Source organism: Rhodococcus sp. NPDC058505, assembly GCF_042720095.1.
Classification (GTDB): Bacteria; Actinomycetota; Actinomycetes; order Mycobacteriales; family Mycobacteriaceae; genus Rhodococcus_G.
The window spans coordinates 78768-98671 of record NZ_JBHXNB010000007.1; the positions used below are offsets into that span (position 1 = coordinate 78768).

Here is a 19904-nt window from a genome sequence, read left to right on the forward strand (position 1 = left end):
GGTCATGGAGCCGACAGGGCCGGGAACCAGATGTCGGTGAGCACCTCCGCCGCCGTCTCCGCGGTCACGTCGATCGTGCCCTGCACCGCCCACCGGGTGAAGAAGCGTTCGAGCTGCGTGAGCAGGAGATCGACCCGCAGCCGGGCCTCGTCGCGCCGGTCCTCGGGCCAGCGGTCGAGGTACGTCGTCATCGCGTTCGGCAGGGCGAGCATCCCGTGGCGGGCGACGGCCTGCATGTCCGGCTCGAGCACGGTCGCCTCGTCCCAGGCCTGGAGCATGTCCTTGTTCTGCTGGAGCCACCCGATGGCACGCGTGATCCAGCCGGTGAGCTCCTCCCGCGAACCGGTGTCGAGGACCCGGTCGAGGTCCCGGTACACCGCGAGGGTGCTGGGCGCCATGTCCCGCTCGGCCAGGACCAGCAACACGTCGACCTTGGCCGTGAAGTGCAGGTAGAAGGTGGCCCGGCTGCACCCGACCTGAGCTGCGATGTCGTCGACGGTGACTGCGGCGTATCCCCGCGCGCTGAACAGGGTCCGGGCGGATTCCTCGATCTTGGCCCGGGTCGCCTTCTTCTGCTCCTCCCGCAGGGTGCTCTTCCGCTTGCGTGGCTTGTCGGCCGTGTCCGCCATGCCCCCAGGCTAGCGGGTGCCCACTGACTGGACTCTATGCCATAAACAAGACATAAAGTTTGTCACTTGACACAACGTCAGCGAATACTAGTCTATCGCCCAGATCACACGGGCGTTGCCGCTTGCTGGGGTCGAGTCGAGCCCGATTCCGGTCAAACACCGGAATCCGGGCACCCCGCACCCACAGGAGTACGCCCATGAGTCCCGCACACCCGCCCCGGTGGCCGCACAGGACGGCGACGGCTCGATGCGCGCGCTGCAACTGACCGGCCCCGGTGTGATCGAGGTCCGGGACGTCCCGGTCCCCGAGCTCGGTCCGTCCGATCTGCTGATCCGGGTCGGCGCGGCGGGCCTCTGCCACTCCGACCTGCACCTGCTGCACTTCCCGGTGAAGATGCGGGAGGAGCCGCTGACCCTCGGGCACGAGATCGCGGGCACGATCGAGGCGGTCGGCGACGCGGTCGACGGCCGCAGCATCGGTGAGCGCGGCGTGATCTACCTGTGCTGGTCGTGTGGGGTGTGCCGGGAATGCCTGACCGGCAACGAGAACGTCTGCCTGGCGGCGGGCCGCACCGCGATGCCGCCGTGTCCCGGTCTCGGCCCGGACGGGGGGATGGCCGACTACGTCCGGGTGCCCGCGCGGTCGTTCGTCCCGATCGGCGACCTCGACTTCCTGCAGGCCGCCCCGATCGCCGACGCCGCACTGACCAGCTGTCACGCGATCCGCGGCGCCCGCGACCACCTCGGCCCCGGCTCCACCGCCGTGGTGATCGGCGTCGGCGGCCTCGGGCACGTCGCCGTCCAGATCCTCCGCGCGGCCAGCGCGACCCGGGTCGTTGCGGTCGACGTCGGCGACGACCGGCTCGCGCTCGCGGCCCACTGCGGCGCCGAGGTCACCTTCGAATCCGGCCCGGACACCGCCCGCCGGATCCTCGACCTCACCGGTGGTCGCGGCGCGGACGCGGTGTTCGACTTCGTCGGCATCGACGCCACCGCACGCATGGCGGTCGAGTCGGTGGCACCGAACGGGGCGTACCGGATGATCGGGCTCGGCGGCGGCGTCCCCGGGGTGACGGCCGACGCCGCTGGCGGCCCCGGCTGGCCGTGGGGTGCGTCGGTGCGCAAGTCGTACGGCGGCACCCGAGGTGACCTCGTTGACGCGATCACCCTTGCGCAGACCGGGCGGCTCGTCGTCGCGGTGGAGCGGTTCGACCTGCGCGACGCCCGCAACGCCTTCGACCGCCTCGAAGCGGGCCACATCCGGGGCCGCGCGGTCCTCGTCCCCTGACCCCCGAACGACAAGGAAGACACGTGACGAAGGCCGATGATCCCCTGGCGCAGATCGCCTCCGTGATCGCCGCGCTCACCGGGCCCGGTGGCCGGTTCGAGCTCGGCGTCGAGGACGTCCTCGGCGCCGCGATGCCGGTGATGGTTGGCCGGAACCGGTCCCTCGGCGACGTCCTCGCCGCGTCCCTCGAGTACGGCGACCGCGACTACCTGGTCACCGAGGACCGCCGGATGTCCTACGCGGAGCACGGCGCCGCCGTTGCCGCGCTCGCGACGGCACTGCGCGACCGGTACGGCGTCGGACCGGGCGATCGCGTCGCGATCCTCGCCGCCAACACGCCCGAGTGGGTGCTGACGTTCTGGGCCACCCAGTCGCTCGGCGCGATCGCCGTCGGATTCAACGCCTGGTGGGCGCCGCGCGAGATCGACTACGGGATCGGGCACACGCGCCCGTCAGTGCTGATCGTCGACGGACCGCGCGCCACGCGGCTCGAGGGCCTCGCCGTGGACACGCCGGTGCTCACGATGGAAGCGGACCTGCCCCGGCTGGTGGAGGAGTTCGCCGGCGCCGAGCTGCCGCGCACCGAGGTCGACGAGGACGACCCGGCGGCGATTCTGTACACCAGCGGCACCAGCGGACGGCCGAAGGGTGCGGTGCATTCGCAGCGAAACCTGGTGGCCGTCATCGACTACCACCGCTACAGCGACGCCCTCACCGCGGCGTTCGCGGGCACCCCGGCCTCCGACGGCCCGAGCGATCTGCGCTACCTGCTCACCTCTCCCCTGTTCCACATCGCCAGCCTGCACAATCTGATCGTGCCGCGGCTCGCGACGGGCAGCGCCGTGGTGATCCACGAGGGTTCCTTCGACGTGGACCGGGTGCTTCGGCTGATCGAACGGGAACGGGTCACCAACTGGGGTGCGGTGCCGACGATGGCGAATCGTCTCCTCGACCACCCCGACCTGGACCGGTACGACCTGTCGTCGCTGACCGCGTTCGCGCTGGCGTCGGCGCCGTCGTCCCCGACCTTCCAGGAGCGGCTGCGGGAAACGCTGCCGTTCGCGCGGAATGCGCTGGTCGACAGCTACGGGCTCACCGAATGCTGCACCGCGGTGTCCGTCGCGACGCCGATGGACCTGGACACCTTCCCCGGCACCCTGGGCCGCCCGATCATCGGTGTCGCGGTCGAGGTCCGCGACCCGTTCGGCGACCCGGTGCCGGACGGCACCGAGGGCGAGATCTGCGTGCGGAGCCCGTACGTGATGCTGGGCTACTGGGAGGACGACGCGGCGACCGCGGCGGCCATCACCGACGACCGGTGGCTGCACACCGGCGACGTCGGCGTCCTGGACGGCGGGATGATCCGGCTCACCGGACGCCGATCCGACCTGATCCTGCGGGGCGGGGAGAACGTCTATCCCGTCGAGGTCGAGCAGTGCCTCGACGAGCATCCGGCCGTCGCGGAGTGCGTGGTGATCGGCGTCGACCACCCGGACCTCGGGGAGGAGGTTGCCGCGGTGGTGGTGACGCGACCGGGCGATGACGTGTCGGCGGAGTCGTTGCGCGCCTATGCCGCCGACCGGCTCGCGTACTTCAAGGTGCCGACCCGGTGGCGGATCACCACGACGCCGCTGCCGCGCAACGCGACCGGCAAGACAATGCGAACGAGGGTGCAGCTGTGACGAACCGACCGGTGCCCGGCGATCCCCGCGACGGGACGAGCTTCGACGTCATCATCAGGAACGGCCGCTGGTTCGACGGCACCGGCGCCACGTCCGCGATCCGGAACCTCGGCATCCGCGGCGGGCGGGTCGCGGTCGTCTCGATCGACCCGCTCGACGAAACCGGGTGCCCGCAGGTGCTCGACGCCTCCGGCAAGTGGGTCATGCCGGGCATGCTCGACATTCACACGCACTACGACGTCGAGGTCCTCCTGAGCCCGGGACTGCCCGAATCGGTGCGGCACGGCGTCACCTCGGTCTTCCTCGGTTCCTGTTCGCTGTCCGCCGTCCACGCGGACCCCTCCGATGCGGGCGACCTGTTTGGCCGGGTCGAGGCCATCCCGCGCAGGCACGTCGTCGACACGCTCACCCAATCCAAGACGTGGACCTCGGCGCACGAGTACATCGAGGCGATCGAGGCGCTGCCGTTGGGCCCGAACGTGTCTTCCTTCCTTGGGCATTCGGACATTCGTTCCGCGCAAATGGGACTGGACCGGGCGACCCGCAAGGAGGTCGCGCCAACGCAGGCCGAGCTCGACGCGATGGCGGCCATGCTGGAGGAGGCGCTCGACGCGGGCTTCGTCGGCCTGTCCACACAGGAACTGCTGTTCGACAAGCTCGACGGTGACCTCTGCCGGTCCCGGACACTGCCCTCGACCTATGCGACGCGGAAGGAGCGCCGCAGGCTCGGCGCAATCCTGCGACGCCGGGGTCGGGCGTTGCAGGCGGGCCCCGACGTGGCCCGTCCGCAGTCGATGGTCGCGTTGGCGCTGAGCAGCGTTGGCCTGTTCCGGCGTCCGCTGAAGGTGAGCCTGCTCTCCGCCGCCGACGTCAAGGCGACACCGGCTGCGGCGCACCTCTTCCCGGCGATGGCGAAGGCGATCAACGCGCTGGGCGGCGACTTCCGCTGGCAGCATCTTCCTGTGCCGTTCGAGGTGTACGCGGACGGCATCGATCTGCCGGTGTTCGAGGAGTTCGGCTCCGGCGCCGAGGCATTGCACCTGTCGAACCAGATCGAGGAGCGGCGGGCGCTGCTCGCCGACGTGGACTACCGGCGACGTTTCCGCGCGGACTACGACAAGAAGTACGGGCCGCGGGTCTGGCACCGGGACTTCTTCGACGCCGAGATCGTCGAATGCCCGGACACTTCGGTGATCGGCAAGACCTTCGGGCAGGTCGGGGTCGACCGGGGCGGGGTGCACCCCGTCGACGCGTTCCTCGATCTGGTCGTCGAGCACGGCACCAAGGTGCGGTGGCGTACCACGATCTCGAACCACCGCCCGGCGGTGCTCGACCGGTTCGCCGCCGACCCCGGCATCCAGCTGGGCTTCTCCGACGCGGGCGCGCACCTGCGGAACATGGCCTTCTACAACTTCGGACTGCGGTTGCTGCGCCGCGTTCAGGACGCCGAGCGGGCGGGAACACCGTTCATGTCGGTGGAACGGGCGGTGCACCGCCTGACCGGGGAGCTCGCCGACTGGTATCGGCTCGATGCCGGGCACCTGCGGATCGGTGACCGGGCCGACGTGGTGGTGATCGACCCCGCGCACCTCGATGCCACGCTCGACGCATACGCCGAGTGCCCGGTGCCGGAGTACGACGGACTGTCGCGCATGGTGAACCGGAACGAGGATGCGGTGTCCGCGGTGTTCGTCGGCGGCGAATGCGTCGTCCGCGACGGGGTCCCGACACCCGTCCTCGGCGTCCGGCGAACCGGGACCTTCCTGCGCGCCTCCCCCTGACCGCACCCCCTCAACCGCGCCTCCCCCCCTGACCGAATGTGGGATTCGGTCACTTGAAGTGACCGAATCCCACATTCGGTCAGGAAGGGGGGCGGTGGCTAGTCGGCGACCGGGGCGGGTTCGGCGACATTCTGGCCGCGCAGCCGCTGCGAAATCACCTGCGTGATGCCGTCGCCGCGCATGCTGACACCGTAGAGCGCGTCGGCGATCTCCATCGTCGGCTTCTGGTGCGTGATGACGATCAGCTGCGACTTCTCCCGCAGCTGCTCGAACAGGCTGATCAGCCTCCGCAGGTTGGTGTCGTCGAGCGCCGCCTCCACCTCGTCCATCACGTAGAACGGCGACGGCCGGGCCCGGAAGATCGCGACCAGCATCGCGACCGCGGTCAGGGACTTCTCGCCACCCGAGAGCAGGGACAGGCGCTTGACCTTCTTGCCGGGGGGACGGGCCTCGACCTCGATGCCGGTAGTAAGCATGTCGCCCGGGTCGGTGAGCAGTAGACGGCCCTCCCCGCCGGGGAACAGCGTCCCGAACACCTGCACGAACTCGCGCTCGACGTCCACCCAGGCGTCGGTGAACACCTGCAGGATGCGGGCGTCGACGTCGGCGACGACACCGAGCAGGTCCTTGCGGGCCGTCTTGACGTCCTCAAGCTGTGTGGACAGGAAGTTGTACCGCTCCTCGAGCGCGGCGAACTCCTCGAGCGCGAGCGGGTTCACTCGACCGAGGGTGGCGAGGTCCTTCTCGGCGCGCTTGGCCCGCCGTTCCTGAGTGGCGCGGTCGTAGGCCATCGGCGTCGGCGCGACCACCTGCTCGCCCCGCTCCTTCGCCTGCTCGTACTCGGCGATCTCGAGCTCGGACGGCGGCAGCGGCACGTCGGGACCGTACTCGGCGACCAGGTCGTCGAGGCCGATGGCGTGCTGTTCGGAGATCGCGGCCTCGAGCTGTTCGATGCGGGTCGCGGCCTGCGCGCGGGCCACCTCGTCCCGGTGCACGGCATCGGTGAGCGCGGTCAGCTGCGCGGTCAACTGCCGGACCCGTTCCTTGACCGCCTCGACCTGCGTGGCGCGCTCGACCCGTTGACGGGTCAGGTCGTCGCGATGGGCAAGGGCGGCGGCGACGACGGTGTCGAGATGCGCGGCGACCTTCACACCGGATGCGGCGACGGCAGCGGCGACGGCGGCGGCGTTCTTCCGTGCCGACATCGCCCGTTCGGCGCGCGCCCGCGCCTCCCGTTCGGCCCTGGCCGCGCGACGCAGCGAATCCGCCTTGCCGCGAACGGATTCCGCTCGTTCCTCCGCGGTCCGCAGGGACAGGCGGGACTCGACCTCCACCGCCCGCACCTCCGCAAGCGCCGCGGACGCCGCCTCCCGTTCGCTGCTGTCGATCACGGTGTTGGCGCCCGGCCCGCCGGACTGCTCCTGCTGGGCGAGCGTCAACCGCTCCTCGAGGTCCCGCAGGGACGCGATCGCGTCCTCCCGACCGGATTCGGCTGCGGCACGCTGCGCGGCGAGCCGATCCGACTCGGCGTGCGCGGCGCGGGCCACCTGCCCGAGGCGGCCGAGCTGCTCGTAGATCGCGGACATCGCCGCATCGGATTCGTGCAGCGCGGCGAGGGCATGCTCGGCGGTCTCGGCGCGATCCCCGTGCTCTGCGCGGGCGCCGGCCAGCGCGGCGGTCAGTTCCTCGGATCGCCGCTCGGCATCGGCGAGCGACGCCGTCGAGGCGTCAATGGCCGACTGCACCTCAAGGGTCGACGGCCTGCGGTCCGATCCGCCGATCACCCAGCCCGCACCGACGAGGTCGCCGGTCCGAGTGACCGCCCGCCACCGCGGGTGCGCGGCAACGACATCCGTAGCCGTCGCGATGTCGTCGACGACCAGCACCGCTCCGAGCAGCGCGGTGAGCGCGCCGCGCAGCGACGCCGGGTGCTCGACCAGGTCGAGCGCAGCTCGGGCGGCAGACGGCGGGGTCGGGTCGCCGCCGGGCGCCGGGGTGTGCGTGACGACGAGGGCTGCCCGACCGCCGTCGGCCCGCTCGAGTGCGTCGACGGCCGCGTGCGCCGCGTCGAGGGATTCGGCGGCCACCGCGTCGGCCGCCGGACCGAGCGCCGCGGCGATCGCCGCCTCGTAGCCCGCGGCGATCCGCAGCTGCCCGGCCAGCGGACCGATGAGGCCGTCGCCGGACCGGTTCTCGAGCAGCCACGCTGCGCCGTCCTTCTGCTGCAGGCCGATCGCGAGCGCCTCGATCCGGGCGCGCAGCGACGCGACCTCCTGACCCGAGGCGCGCTCGGCGTCCTGCAGTTCGGTGACCCGCGCCGTCGCCGACTCGAGCGCCGCGACGGACCGCTCGTGGTGCGAGTCCAGCCCGAGTTCGCCCGCGTCGAGTTCGTCGACCCGCTCCTGCACGGACTCGAACTCCGCCTGTGCGGCGTCCCCGCGGGCGCGGGCGTCGTCGATCGCGAGTGTCAGGCGGGCCACCTCGGCGTCCACCGAGTCGGCGCGGGTGCGCAGCGTGTCCACCTGGCCGGTCAGCCGGGCCAGGCCCTCACGCCGGTCGGCGACCGCACGCACCGCCGCCATGTGGGCGCGTTCGGCATCGGCCGCCGCCTCCTCGTACTCGGCGAGGGTGTCCTGCGCGGCGTCGAGGGTGGCGCGCGCGATCTCCACGGCCTCCTGCAGTTCCAGCTCCTCGGCGGCGACCCGCTCGGCCTGCTCGTCCAGCTGATCGGGGTCCTGGCCCCGATGCGCCACCGGATCCTCGTCGAGGTGCCGGGCCCGTTCGGTCGCGATCCGGACGGTGGCGCCGACCCGCTCGGCGAGCGCGGACAGCTGGAACCAGGTCTGCGCGGCGGCCTCCGCGCCGGGGGTGAGCCGGGCAAGGGCCTGCTCGTGGGCGCCGAGTTCGGTGCTCGCCTCCTCCAGGTCGCCCTGCACGTGCTCCTGTTGGGCCCTGGCGATGGCCTCGTTCTCGGACTGCGAGGCCAGCTCGGTGCGCCGGGTCACCAGATCGTCGGCCGCGAGCCGGAGCCGGGCGTCGCGCAGGTCGGCCTGCACGGTCTGCGCGCGGCGTGCCACCTCGGCCTGCCTGCCGAGCGGTTTGAGCTGGCGCCGCAGTTCGGTGGTCAGGTCGGTCAGCCGGGCCAGGTTGGCCTGCATCGAGTCGAGCTTGCGGACCGCCTTTTCCTTGCGTTTGCGGTGCTTGAGGACGCCCGCGGCCTCCTCGATGAACGCGCGGCGGTCCTCGGGCCGGGACTCCAGGATCGCCGCGAGGCGGCCCTGCCCGACGATGACGTGCATCTCCCTGCCGATTCCGGAATCGGACAACAGTTCCTGCACGTCCATCAACCGGCAGGAGGTGCCGTTGATCTCGTACTCGCCCGCGCCGTCGCGGAACATCCGCCGGGTGACGGACACCTCCGAGTACTCGATCGGGAGGGCGCCGTCGCTGTTGTCGATCGTCAAGGTCACCTCGGCACGGCCGAGCGCGGCCCGGCCGCTGGTGCCGGCGAAGATGACGTCCTCCATCTTGCCGCCGCGCAACGCCTTGGCGCCCTGCTCGCCCATCACCCAGGTCAACGCGTCGAGAATGTTCGACTTGCCGGACCCGTTCGGTCCGACGACGCAGGTGATGCCCGGCTCGAAACGCAGAGTCGTCGCGGAGGCGAAGGACTTGAATCCTTTCAGCGTCAGACTCTTGAGATGCACAGCCGATGAGATTACGGCACCACACCGACCGATTCCGCCACCCCGCGCCAGGACCGCGGGCTACCCGTGCGGGCAACCGACGGTGAATCGGGCGCCGAACGGGTCGGTGATCTCGGCGATCCGGCCGTAGATCATGTCCGCGGCGTCCTCCGCGGTCCCACCGCAGGCCCGCGCCGCCGCGACCGCCGCGTCCGCGTCGTCGACCTGGAACAGCGTGCCCCACGCCGAGGTGGCGGCGCTCGGGTCGCCGGCGATGCCGCCGATCTCGTGTCCGTCGGGCCTGCGCAGGAAGGTGAAGTCCATGTCCGGCATGTCCTCGTTCCCGTCCAGGGTGAAGTCGAACACCGCGGCGTAGAAGTCGCGGGCGGCGCCGGGGTCGGGGGTCACCAGGTCGTTGCGCAGCAGTGCGCCCGCCTCGTTCACCAGTTCGCAGCCGACGTGCGCCCGCCCCTGCCACAGCCCGACCTGCGCGCCGGACGGGTCGCGGACGATCGCCATCCGCCCCTGGTCCATCACGTCCATCGGGTCCACCAGCAGCTCGCCGCCGTGGTCCCGGCAGCGCGCGACGGTGGTGTCGAGGTCGTCCGTCGCCAGATACACGCTCCACCAGAAGTCCGACGCGGCTGGATCCGGGTTCGGCATCATCGCCGCGACCTTCTTCCCCCCGACCAGGCACATCGTGTACCGGCCGTACTCCTCGGGGCCGACGTCGAACTCCCAGCCGAGGACCGCGCCGTAGAACGACATCGCGCGATCCAGGTCGGGGATTCCAAGATCGATCCAGGTGGGGGTGCCGAGCGGCTGGTTGGTGGTGATCGTGCTCATCGCTGCTCCTTGGGGGGTTGCATCGACAGCGGGCCGACCCGGGGCCGGCGACCGGCGGACCGTCCCAGCCTCCATCGTCGACGGCCCCGGCGCCAGCCGAGCCGGGCGGGGGCACCGGGTCCGCGGTCCGCACCCGTGCCCTAGGCTGCCGCCAGTGATCGATGGTGCGGCGCAGGCCGCAATGCGTGGCGACGTGGACGTCCCCGAGAAGGGGTTGCGGGCGGGGGCGTTGACCCTCGCCTCGAGTGTGGCGATCGGGGTCGCGTCGGCGGGACCCGCCTACAGCATCGCCGCGACCCTGGGGCTGGTGGTCGCTGCGGTCGGGTTGCAGGCGCCGATCGTCGCGCTGCTGGCGTTCGTTCCGATCCTGTTCGCGGCGTTCGGGTATCAGCAACTCAACCGCGCCGACCCCGACTGCGGCACCACGTTCGTGTGGGCGACCCGGGCGTTCGGGCCGGCCTGGGGCTGGATGGCAGGCTGGGCCATCGTCGTCGCTGATGTCCTGGTGATGGCGAGCATGGCGCAGGTGGCGGGCCAGTACACGTTCCTGCTGTTCGGCGCGGACGGCATCGGACACGACCCGACCCACGTCGCGGTGCTGGTCCTGGGTGTCGCGTTCATGCTCGCGATGACGTGGCTGTGCTTCCGCGGGATCGAACTGTCCGCCCGGATCCAGTCGGTGCTGCTGACGGTCGAGTTCGTCGCGCTCGTCGTGTTCGCGGCGGTGGCCCTGGTCCGGGTCTGGATCGGCCGCGCCGGGGAGGCCTCGATGACACCGCAGTGGAGCTGGTTCAACCCGTTCGAGATCGGCTCGTTCTCCACCTTCGTCAACGCAATCCTGCTGATGGTGTTCATCTACTGGGGCTGGGACTCGGTGGTCTCGGTCAACGAGGAGACCGTGGACTCCCGGCGCACCCCCGGCCGGTCCGCGGTCATCTCCACGATCGTCCTAGTCGCGCTGTACGTGCTGGTGACGATCGCCGCGCAGTCCTTTGCTGGCGTGTCGGCCGAGGGCACCGGACTCGCCAACCCCGACCACTTCGACGACTTCTTCGCCGCGCTCGGCACCGCGGTGTTCGGGGACGGACCGCTCGGGGTGTTCGCCGTGCACGTGCTGCTGCTGATGATCCTCACCTCGGCGGTCGCCTCGACGCAGACGACGATCCTGCCGACCGCGCGGACCACCCTGGCGATGGGCGTGTTCAGGGCGCTGCCCGCGAACTTCGCGACCGTGCACCCGCGGTTCCGGACCCCGACGGTGTCGACCCTCGCGATGGGCGGGGTGTCCGCCGTCCTCTACGTGGTATTCAACTTCCTCGCCGCGGGCGACCTGATCTACGACTCCGTCGCCGCGATCGGTATCGCGGTCGGCTTCTACTACGGGATGACGGGCCTGGCCTGCGCCTGGCTGTACCGCGCCGACCTGCGGGCCGGTGGCCGCGAGCGGTGGATGCGGGTGCTCCTTCCGCTGGCGGGCGGGGCGATGCTGGTGTTTGCCGCGGCGTGGACGGCCGTGACCTCGTTTGCCGCGGACTACGGCGAGACGTACTGGACGCTGCCGTTCGCGCCGCACTGGCAGGTCGGCGGGGTGTTCCTGATCGGGGTCGGTTCGATGGCGATCGGCCTGCCACTGATGTGGTGGTGCCGGCGCCGCGAGCCCGCGTTCTTCGACGGCGACACCATCGACCGCGGACTCCCCAACTCCCCGAAACGTTGAACGGGGGTTCATGTGTCATCCGGCGTCCGGACTTGACACATGAACCCCCGTTCACTGCAGGGCGGCGGGGTCAGAGAATGGCGAACGCCACGATCAGGCCGAGCGCCACGTGGGCGGCGGCGACGACGAGGACCTCCGGTGTGAACCGCTCCCGGTCGAGCACCTCACCGATGTCGATGGCGGTGACGAGTTCAACAAGGCGAACCGAGATGACCTGGGCGGCGATGCCGACGAGCCCGAACACGGCGCTGTAGATCAGGCCCTCGACGAGCTTGCCGGACGAGGCGTAGATCGCGAGCACGATGATGAGCGCCATGCTCACCATCCCGGACGCGGTCACGACCGCCGCGTTCGGCCTGCCCGCCCGCACCAGGTCGCGGAGCTTGCCTGGGGTGGTCCAGTCGATCGCGAAGAAGCCGAGCACCATCAGGGCGAGGCCGAGGATCGCGTACAGCACGATCGCGGACACCCCGCGGCCGAGGGTGGACCAGTAGTCGCTGCCGAGGGCTACCACCGCAGTGGTCATCGAGGTACTCCGTTCATCGGGTGGGTGAGGTACTTCCTGGGTCAGGGCTGCGGGATGCGGTGCGGCACGAAGGCGGCGCCGTCATCGGTGACCAGGCCCGCGGTCTCCCGGATGCCGAGCCCGGCCGCCTCGTCACCGACGATCCACGCGCCGAGCGCGGGCCGCATCCCGTCGAATGCGGGGAGCGGGTCGAGCAACTGATACACGAACCCCTCCTCCCCGTAGATGCCGCCGGTCGCGGTGTCCATGCCCGCACCGACGATCGACACGTTGGCACCCTCGCGGCCGAGCTTCGGCTTGCGCACGTACTCGGTCAGCTCGTGCGGGTCGTCGAGGTAGGCGGGCAGCAGGTTCGGGTGCCCGGGGTACATCTCCCACAGCACGGCGAGGATCGCCTTGTTGCTCAGGATCGCCTTCCACAGCGGCTCCACCCACAGCGTCTCCGGCAGGAGTTCGAGTGCGCGCCTTCCGAACTCGTCGTCGAGGATCCACTCCCACGGATACAGCTTGAACAGGCTGGAGATCGGCGCCTCCTCGAGGTCGACGAACCGGTGCAGGTCGGCGTCGAAGCCGACCTCCTCGATCGCGAGGGCGACGGTGTCCAGCCCCGCCTCGGCGGCGCATTCCTGCATGTAGGCGACGGTGACATTGTCCTCGCCGCTGAGGTCGGCGCTCGACCACGCGAGATGCAGTTCGGCACTGGGAAGCTGGGAACGGATCTCGGCCCAGCGCGCAACCAGCTTCTCGTGCAGGGAGTTCCACTGATCGTCGCCGGGGTGGGTGTCGGTCAGCCAGTGCCACTGCAGGATCGACGCCTCCAACAGCGTCGTCGGGGTGTCCGCGTTGTACTCGAGCAGCTTCGCCGGGCGCCGCGCGTCGTACCGGAGGTCGAAACGGCCGTACACGTGCGGGTCGCCGCGGCGCCAGGATTCAGCGATCGGTTCCCACGTCCACTCCGGCAGCCCGAAGTCGCGGTACCGCTCGGTGAGGATGACGTGGTCGACGGCCTTCAGGCACATCGAGTGCAGCAGTTCGACGTCCGCCTCCAGCGCGAGGATCTCGTCCATGTCGAACTCGTAGTGCACGGATTCGTCCCAGTAGGGCCGGTCGGTGCCGTCCGCCATCCGGGCGGGCGTGCCGAACACCATGCCCTGCGCGGCGACGGTTTCCCGCCAGCCCGGCCGCGGGGTGCTGCGGACGCGGCGCATCAGGTGCCGACGCTTCCGGAGCTCTTGCTCCCGAACCCGCCGCGCTGGACCGTGGTGCCGGACTTGGTCTTGATGGTGGTTCCCTTCGGGGTGACGACGGTGCCGCCGGACACCTTGGTGCCGACCGGTCCGCTCTTCCCGCCGTAGTAGTAGCGGTAGGTCGACCCGGCGTAGATGAACATCCCCGCCGACGAACCGGAGCCGGGTGTGCCCGTGGTGCAGTAGGACTCGTCGACGACGACCTCGGTGTCGGGGTCGATGCAGGTGGCCTCGACCTCGTCCGACGAGAGCACCGAGTAGCCGAGCGCGACCAACCCGACGATGCCGACGACGGCGACGCCGCCGATCATCGCCTTGCGCCGGGTCCGACGCTTCGCTTCGTCCTTCTCCGCCTGCTCGGCGGCCAACCTGTCCTGCTCCTCGCGGGCACGGCGGGCCTTGTCGCGGGCGCGGGCCTCGCCGACGGTCGGCGGGCGCGGCGTGGTCGTTCCCGGGTCCTGACGGCGGATGCGTCCCGCAGCGGGCCGGGCCTCGCCGTCGTCACCGGCGCGGGTGCGCGGGTCCTGCTCGTCGGGTCCCATCGACCCCTCCCCCTCGTGTGTCGGTGTCCGCAGCCGACCCTAGGCCACCGGGCCCCGCGGCCCGCGCGGCACCCCCGACCGCCGCCGCAGCGGACGGCCGGGTCAGCGCTCGACGAATCCGACCAGGTTCCCGGCCGCGTCCGACCAGCTCTCGACGACCAGGTCGACGACGCCGGGCGTCGAGCCCGAGGTCAGCAGGTCCAGCAGCCGCTCGCAGTCCCGCCGCGAGCCCTCGGCGATCACCAGGACCCGGCCGTCGGGGCGGTTGGTCGCGTGCCCGACCAGGCCCAGTTCGAGTGCACGCGAGCGGGTCCACCACCGGAAGCCGACACCCTGCACGGTGCCGTGCACCCAGGCCGTCAGCCGGACCCGCTGCGCGTCCACGCCGTCCACTCTCAGGGTGCCGGCGTGAGACGGTGCACGGTGCCGTCGAAACCGGTGGTGTACAGCGACGTCGCGTTCCAGCCCTCGCCCTCGCCGAACCGGACGGACGAGGTGAGCGGCAACCCGGACGCGAGCTCGCAGGTGTCCCCGGTCGCGGGGTCGAGACGCACCACCGTGCCAGCGCCACCCAGCGCCATGTAGATCCGGCCGTCGGAGTCGACGGTCAGGTCGTCACCCGCGTTGGTGTGGCCGTTCCCCGGCAGGGTGAACGTGGTGGCGTCACCGGTCAGGTCCGCGGCGTCGAGGACGTGGATCTCGGTGCGCTTGTCGAAGGTGTTGCCGACATATACCCGTGAACCGGCCGTGACGAGGCCGTTCGCGGAGCCGACGTCCGTGCGGACCCGTTCGGCGTCCGTCTCCCCCTCCGGGATCCGGATCAGGCCCGGGTCGTTGCCGAGGGCCTGGGTGACGAGGAGGTCGCCGTCGGCCAGTATGGCGAGGCCGTTCGGCATCGTCAGCCCCTCGGCGAGGGTGGTGCGGTCCGCGCCGTCCAGGCTCACCGACTCGACGGTGCCGTTGGTTCCGTTGTAGAGGCCGGCCATCACGTTGTTGCCGGTGGTGAACACCACCCGATCGCCGTCGACGACGAGTCCGCCGGGCGACGCGACGCCGGACACCAGCGTGCCCTTGTCGCCCTTGGGCGTCAGCGTGCGGATCGCGCCCTCGCCGAGGGCCGGGCTCTCCGACAGCAGCATCCGTCCCCCGTCGAACGCCAGGTTCTCCAGGACCCCGAATCCGCTCGCGACGGTGTCGACCGTCCACGGCGTGCAGGCGGGTGCCGCGGCGGGGGTGGCGGGGATGGCGGGGGTGGACGCGACAGCGGGCGCGGGCACGGCCGTCGACTGCGGCGCCGTGGTCGTCGTCGGGGCCGCGGCGGTGGTGGTCGCGGCAGGCGCACCGGGCAGCTGCGGCAGCGCGGGCAACGACGGAAGCGGCGGCAGGGCGGGGAGTTCCACTTCCAGCTCGGGCAGCTGCACCTGCGGGATCGGCAGCGTGCTCGTCGGTGCGGACGACGGCGTCGGTGCGGACGACGGCGTCGGAGTGGGCGACGGCGTGACCGGGGTCGGCGTGACCGGGGCGGGCTGTGCGGCGGCCAGTGGTGCACCGGCGACCACGCCGGCGACCACCGCGCCGACCATCGCAACGCGGGACAGAGTCATGGCGCCCATCAGATCACGAATCGGTTTCAATCGAAAGCCGAACGACGGTGCCGCTTTTCAGCGTGCGACCGACCGTGCAGACCTTGTCGATCGACTTCTCGACGACGGTGATCAGCCGCTGCTGGGCCTCCGCGTCGAGTTCGCTGAGATCGAGCTCGAGCACCTCCTCGAGCACCGGGTACACCTCGTTCTCCCGGTCGGCGGCGCCGGAAACCCGCACCGTGGCGTCGTAGTTGTCGCCGAGCCTGCGCGAGAGCGGCAGATCGGAGCTCATCCCGCTGCACGCCGCGAGCGCGATCTTCAGCAGCTCGCCCGGCGTGAACACGCCCTCGACCGACTCGGAGCCGATCAGCACCTCCGCGCCACGTGAGCTGCGGCCGGTGTAGCGGCGGGTGCCGGTGCGCTCGACCCACAAGTCGGTCGCGGCGGGGGCGGTCTCGGGGCTCTGGTCGGTCATGGCCCAATCCTGCCATTGCCGTCCCTGGCCCGGACGCGGACCCGTCCCCTCATTCCTGGAACCGATAGCCCATCCCCGGTTCGGTGATCAGATGGCGGGGAGTGGACGGGTCGTCCTCGAGTTTGCGGCGAAGTTGCGCGAGATACACGCGCAGGTAGTGCGTTTCGGTCGCATACGCCGGGCCCCACACCTCGCGCAGCAGTTCCTTCTGCCCGACGAGCTTGCCCTTGTTGCGCACCAGCATCTCAAGCATGCCCCACTCGGTCGGCGTCAGGTGGACCTCCCGGTCCCCCTTGGTCACCTTCTTCGCGGCCAGGTCCACCGTGAACGAGTCGGTGACGACGACCGGGACGCCGACGTCCGCGGCCGCGGTGCCGCGCCGGACCGCCGCACGCAGCCGGGCCAGGAACTCGTCCATGCCAAACGGCTTGGTGACGTAGTCGTCGGCGCCCGCGTCGAGCGCGGCCACCTTGTCCGACGAATCGGTCCGCGCGGACAGCACGATCACCGGAACGGTGGTCCACCCGCGCAGCCCGGCGAGCACCTCGATGCCGTCCATGTCCGGCAGGCCGAGGTCGAGGACGATCACCTCCGGGTGCCGTTCGGCGGCCGCCCGCAGCGCCGCCGCCCCGTTGGCGGCCGTGGTCACCTCGTAGCCGCGCACACTCAGGTTGATCCGCAACGCACGCAGGATCTGCGGTTCGTCGTCGATCACCAATATCCGTGTCACTCAGTCAGCCTTCCCGATTCCCGCAAGATCCACCACCATCGTCAGTCCGCCGCCCGGGGTGTCGGTGGCGGTGACGCTGCCGCCCATCGCGTCGACGAAGCCGCGCACCACCGACAATCCGAGCCCGACCCCGGTGGTGGTGTCCCGATCGCCGAGTCGCTGGAAGGAGTCGAACATCTGCTCCTCCGACCCGCGGGCGATCCCGGGCCCGTTGTCCGCCACCGTGATCAGCACCCGGTCCGCGACCGCGGCGGCGCCGATCCGCACCACCGTGTCCGGCGCGTACCGCAACGCGTTGTCCACCAGGTTCGCCACCACCCGTTCCAGCAGGCCGCCGTCCGCCATGACGGCATGCGCGCCGACCTCGACCCGCACCCGGTCCCCCACCGTCCGTGCGGATCCGACGGCGGTGCCGACCCCGACGCCGACGAGCGCGCGGTGCACCACCTCGTCGAGGTACACCGGGCGCAGCGCCGGGCGCACCACCCCGGCCGCGAGCCGCGACGAGTCGAGCAGGTTGCCGACGAGGTTGGTCAGCTGATCGGTCGACTCCTCCACCGTGGCAAGCAGTTCCGCGGTGTCCTCGGGCGAGAACTCGACGTCGTCGCTGCGCAGGCTCGACACCGCGGCCTTCACCGCGGCCAGCGGGGTGCGCAGGTCGTGGCTCACCGCAGCGAGCAGTGCCCTGCGCAACCGATCGGCCTCGGCCAGCGCCCGTGCCGCACTGGCCTCGGCGGCCAACTGTTCCTGCCGGATCAGCCCGACCGCCTGATTCGCGACTGCGGTGAGCACCCGCCGGTCCCTGGCGGCGACCTCGGCGCCGCGGAGCACCAACGCGTACTCGTCGACCTCGCAGACGGTGTCCGCGTCCTCAATCCCGCAGGGCGGCTCGTCCCCGACCGCGCTGACGACGCCGCTCGTGCGGTGCAGGACGGCGACCGCCCGCTGCCCGTAGGTTTCCCGCACCTTCCCCAGCAGCGCAGGCAGGTCGGCGCCGCGGAGGACGGAGCCGGCGAACAGCGCAAGCAGTTCCGCCTCCTGCGACGCCCGGCGCGCCTCGCGAGCCCGCTTCGCGGCCTCGTCGACGAGCACCGCGACCGCGACCGCGACGACCAGCAGCACCACGGTGGTGATGAAGTTGTCGGGTTCGGCGATCGTGAAGCTGCGCAGCGGTGGCGTGAAGAAGTAATTCAGCAGCAACCCGGAGATCAACGCCGACAGCACCGCCGGCGCGACACCGCCGAGCAGCGCGACGACGAGCACCACGATGAAGAACAGTGCGCTCTCGCCACCGACCTCGAATCGGGTGTTCACCGCCCACATCAGCAGGGCCGCGGCCGACGGGACGAGCAGCGCCGCGATCCACGACACCGCGCGGCGCGGTCGGGAGCCCCCCGCCAGCCAGCGGCGGGACGGCGTTGTCTCGCCGTGGGTGACCATGTGCACGTCGATCCCGCCGGACCGTTGGACGACGGTGGCGCCGATGCCCTCGTCGACGATCCGCGCCCACCGGGACCGACGCGAGGTGCCGAGCACCAGCTGCGTCGCGTTCGCGGAGCGGGCGAAGTCGAGCAGGGTGGCGGGGACGTCGTCGCCGACGACGCTGTGCAGGGTGGCACCGATGCTCGCGGCGAGCCGGCGTACCTTCCCCATCTCCGCCGCCGACACCCCGGCCAGTCCGTCACCGCGGACCACGTGCACGACCATCAGTTCGGCGCTGGCCTTCGACGCGATCCGGCTGGCCCTGCGGATCAGGGTGTCGGACTCCGGACCGCCGGTGACCGCGACAACCACTCGTTCCCTGGCCTCCCAGGTATCGGTGATCGCGTTCTCCGCGCGATACTTCGCGAGCGCGGCGTCCACCTGGTCGGCGACCCAGAGCAGCGCCAGTTCCCGCAGCGCGGTGAGGTTTCCGCGCCGGAAGTAGTTACTCAACGCCGCGTCGACCTTCTCCGCCGCGTACACGTTCCCGTGGGACAGCCTGCGCCGCAACGCCTCCGGAGTGATGTCCACCAGCTCGACCTGGGTGGCGCCGCGCACCACCGCGTCGGGAAGCGTCTCCCGCTGCACGACCCCGGTGATCTGCTGCACCACGTCGTTCAACGATTCGAGGTGCTGGACGTTCACGGTGGAGAGCACGTCGATGCCCGCGGCGAGCAGTTCCTCGACGTCCTGCCACCGCTTCTCGTTGCGGCTGCCCGGGGTGTTGGTGTGCGCGAGCTCGTCGACGAGGACGAGCGCCGGGCGCCTGCGCAGCACCGCGTCGACGTCCAGCTCCCCCATCCGGGTGCCCCGGTATTCGACGAGCCGCGGCGGGACGAGCTCCAGATCACCGATCTGCGCCGCGGTGCGGGCGCGGCCGTGGGTCTCCACCACGGCCACGACCACATCGGTGCCTCGCTCCCGCCGCCGGTGCGCCTCGCCGAGCATCGCGTACGTCTTCCCGACGCCCGGCGCGGCGCCGAGGTAGATCCGGAGCTCGCCCCGGCGGGGGGCGGTGTCGCTGTCACTCACCCCGCCATCATCCACCCGCGGGCACGCAATCCGGCGCCGTCAAGCCAAGCGCGAGGTTCAGTTCCAGCACGTTCACCCGCTCCGCGCCGAGGAAGCCCAGTTGGCGGCCCTCGGTGTGCTCGCGGACCAGCTCGCGCACCCTGTCCTCGCCGAGCCCGGTCGCCGTCGCCACCCGCGGCACCTGCAGGGCCGCGTACTCCGGGCTGATGTGCGGGTCGATGCCGGACCCGGAGCCGGTCACCGCGTCGACGGGCACCCGGTCGGGCGAGATGCCTTCCCGGTCGGCGATCGCCGCGCGGCGGGCCGCCGCGAACTCGGCGAGCAGCTCACTGCTCGGCCCCTGGTTGGTGGGCAGCGCGGCGGCCGGATCACTGACCGCGAACGGGTCCGTGTCGGCAACCGACCCGGTCACCCTGGCGTGGAAGAACGGGTCCGGCTCGCCGGCACCGACCTGCGGGTCGAGCCCGACCCACCGGCTGCCGACCACGCAGCCGTTGCCATCGCGGACCGGGGAGCCCTCCGCCGAGCCGGGGGCGAGCCTGCCGACCCCCCACACCGCGGCCGGATACAGGATCCCGAGGATCGCGGTCAACGTGAGCAGCACCGCAAGCCCGGCGCCCACCTGGCGCACCAATCCGATCGTGAATCGCATCGT

16 protein-coding genes are annotated in these 19904 nt (G+C 71.3%); 4 read left to right on the plus strand and 12 right to left on the minus strand.

Annotation, left to right across the window (positions count from 1 at the left end; translation table 11 throughout):
* Window positions 1-2 precede the first annotated feature (2 nt).
* Window positions 3-629: a TetR/AcrR family transcriptional regulator gene (locus ACFWPA_RS07975; protein ID WP_378506613.1), complete on the minus strand. Its 627-nt coding sequence runs from the start codon at window positions 627-629 to the stop codon at window positions 3-5.
* A 247-nt stretch (window positions 630-876) separates the two neighbouring features.
* Between ACFWPA_RS07975 and ACFWPA_RS07980 the strand changes: the two genes are divergently transcribed.
* Genes ACFWPA_RS07980 through ACFWPA_RS07990 form a run of 3 tightly spaced genes read left to right on the plus strand, consistent with a single transcriptional unit; the run spans window position 877 to window position 5380 of the window.
* On the plus strand, window positions 877-1917 hold the full coding sequence (locus tag ACFWPA_RS07980) for an NAD(P)-dependent alcohol dehydrogenase (RefSeq protein ID WP_378506749.1): 1041 nt from the start codon (window positions 877-879) through the stop codon (window positions 1915-1917).
* A gap of 23 nt (window positions 1918-1940) precedes the next feature.
* A complete protein-coding gene (locus ACFWPA_RS07985) occupies window positions 1941-3599 on the plus strand; it encodes a class I adenylate-forming enzyme family protein (protein WP_378569952.1) in 1659 nt (552 codons plus the stop codon).
* Entirely contained in the window at window positions 3596-5380 is a 1785-nt protein-coding gene (locus ACFWPA_RS07990; RefSeq protein ID WP_378569953.1) for an amidohydrolase family protein, read from the plus strand. Before ACFWPA_RS07985 ends, ACFWPA_RS07990 begins: the two co-directional genes overlap by 4 nt.
* Window positions 5381-5478: 98 nt before the next feature.
* On the opposite strand, the gene smc is transcribed toward ACFWPA_RS07990, so the two are convergent.
* A complete protein-coding gene (smc, locus tag ACFWPA_RS07995) occupies window positions 5479-9087 on the minus strand; it encodes a chromosome segregation protein SMC (RefSeq protein WP_378569954.1) in 3609 nt (1202 codons plus the stop codon).
* Between the two features lie 60 nt (window positions 9088-9147).
* Window positions 9148-9912 carry a VOC family protein gene (locus tag ACFWPA_RS08000; protein WP_378506609.1) on the minus strand — a complete coding sequence of 255 codons (765 nt, stop codon included), beginning with the start codon at window positions 9910-9912 and terminating at the stop codon, window positions 9148-9150.
* Between the two features lie 154 nt (window positions 9913-10066).
* Here ACFWPA_RS08000 and ACFWPA_RS08005 point away from each other — a divergent pair, with 154 nt between their 5' ends.
* A complete protein-coding gene (locus ACFWPA_RS08005; protein ID WP_378569955.1) occupies window positions 10067-11629 on the plus strand; it encodes an APC family permease in 1563 nt (520 codons plus the stop codon).
* A 70-nt stretch (window positions 11630-11699) separates the two neighbouring features.
* Here the strand turns inward: ACFWPA_RS08005 and ACFWPA_RS08010 are convergent, their stop codons facing one another.
* The 9 genes from ACFWPA_RS08010 to ACFWPA_RS08050 all read right to left on the minus strand — a co-directional run bounded on the left by ACFWPA_RS08010 (window position 11700) and on the right by ACFWPA_RS08050 (window position 19901).
* Window positions 11700-12155 (minus strand): DUF350 domain-containing protein, encoded by a 456-nt coding sequence (locus tag ACFWPA_RS08010; RefSeq protein WP_378506607.1) that lies wholly within the window; start codon window positions 12153-12155, stop codon window positions 11700-11702.
* 41 nt (window positions 12156-12196) lie between these two features.
* Window positions 12197-13363 (minus strand): glutathionylspermidine synthase family protein, encoded by a 1167-nt coding sequence (locus ACFWPA_RS08015; RefSeq protein ID WP_378506606.1) that lies wholly within the window; start codon window positions 13361-13363, stop codon window positions 12197-12199.
* Window positions 13363-13872 (minus strand): hypothetical protein, encoded by a 510-nt coding sequence (locus tag ACFWPA_RS08020; protein WP_378506748.1) that lies wholly within the window; start codon window positions 13870-13872, stop codon window positions 13363-13365. The genes ACFWPA_RS08015 and ACFWPA_RS08020 overlap by 1 nt, the downstream gene beginning before the upstream one ends.
* A 174-nt stretch (window positions 13873-14046) precedes the next feature.
* Window positions 14047-14328, minus strand: a complete 282-nt coding sequence (locus ACFWPA_RS08025) for an acylphosphatase (RefSeq protein WP_378506605.1) — start codon at window positions 14326-14328, stop codon at window positions 14047-14049.
* Window positions 14329-14339: 11 nt separating this feature from the next.
* Window positions 14340-15548: an SMP-30/gluconolactonase/LRE family protein gene (locus ACFWPA_RS08030; protein WP_378569956.1), complete on the minus strand. Its 1209-nt coding sequence runs from the start codon at window positions 15546-15548 to the stop codon at window positions 14340-14342.
* A gap of 13 nt (window positions 15549-15561) precedes the next feature.
* Entirely contained in the window at window positions 15562-16005 is a 444-nt protein-coding gene (locus ACFWPA_RS08035; protein ID WP_378506603.1) for an OsmC family protein, read from the minus strand.
* Between the two features lie 49 nt (window positions 16006-16054).
* Window positions 16055-16735, minus strand: coding sequence for a response regulator (locus tag ACFWPA_RS08040; protein ID WP_378506602.1), 681 nt, complete (start codon window positions 16733-16735; stop codon window positions 16055-16057).
* Window positions 16736-19249 carry a DUF4118 domain-containing protein gene (locus ACFWPA_RS08045; RefSeq protein ID WP_378506601.1) on the minus strand — a complete coding sequence of 838 codons (2514 nt, stop codon included), beginning with the start codon at window positions 19247-19249 and terminating at the stop codon, window positions 16736-16738.
* A gap of 7 nt (window positions 19250-19256) precedes the next feature.
* Entirely contained in the window at window positions 19257-19901 is a 645-nt protein-coding gene (locus ACFWPA_RS08050; RefSeq protein ID WP_378569957.1) for a potassium-transporting ATPase subunit C, read from the minus strand.
* Window positions 19902-19904: the final 3 nt, after the last annotated feature.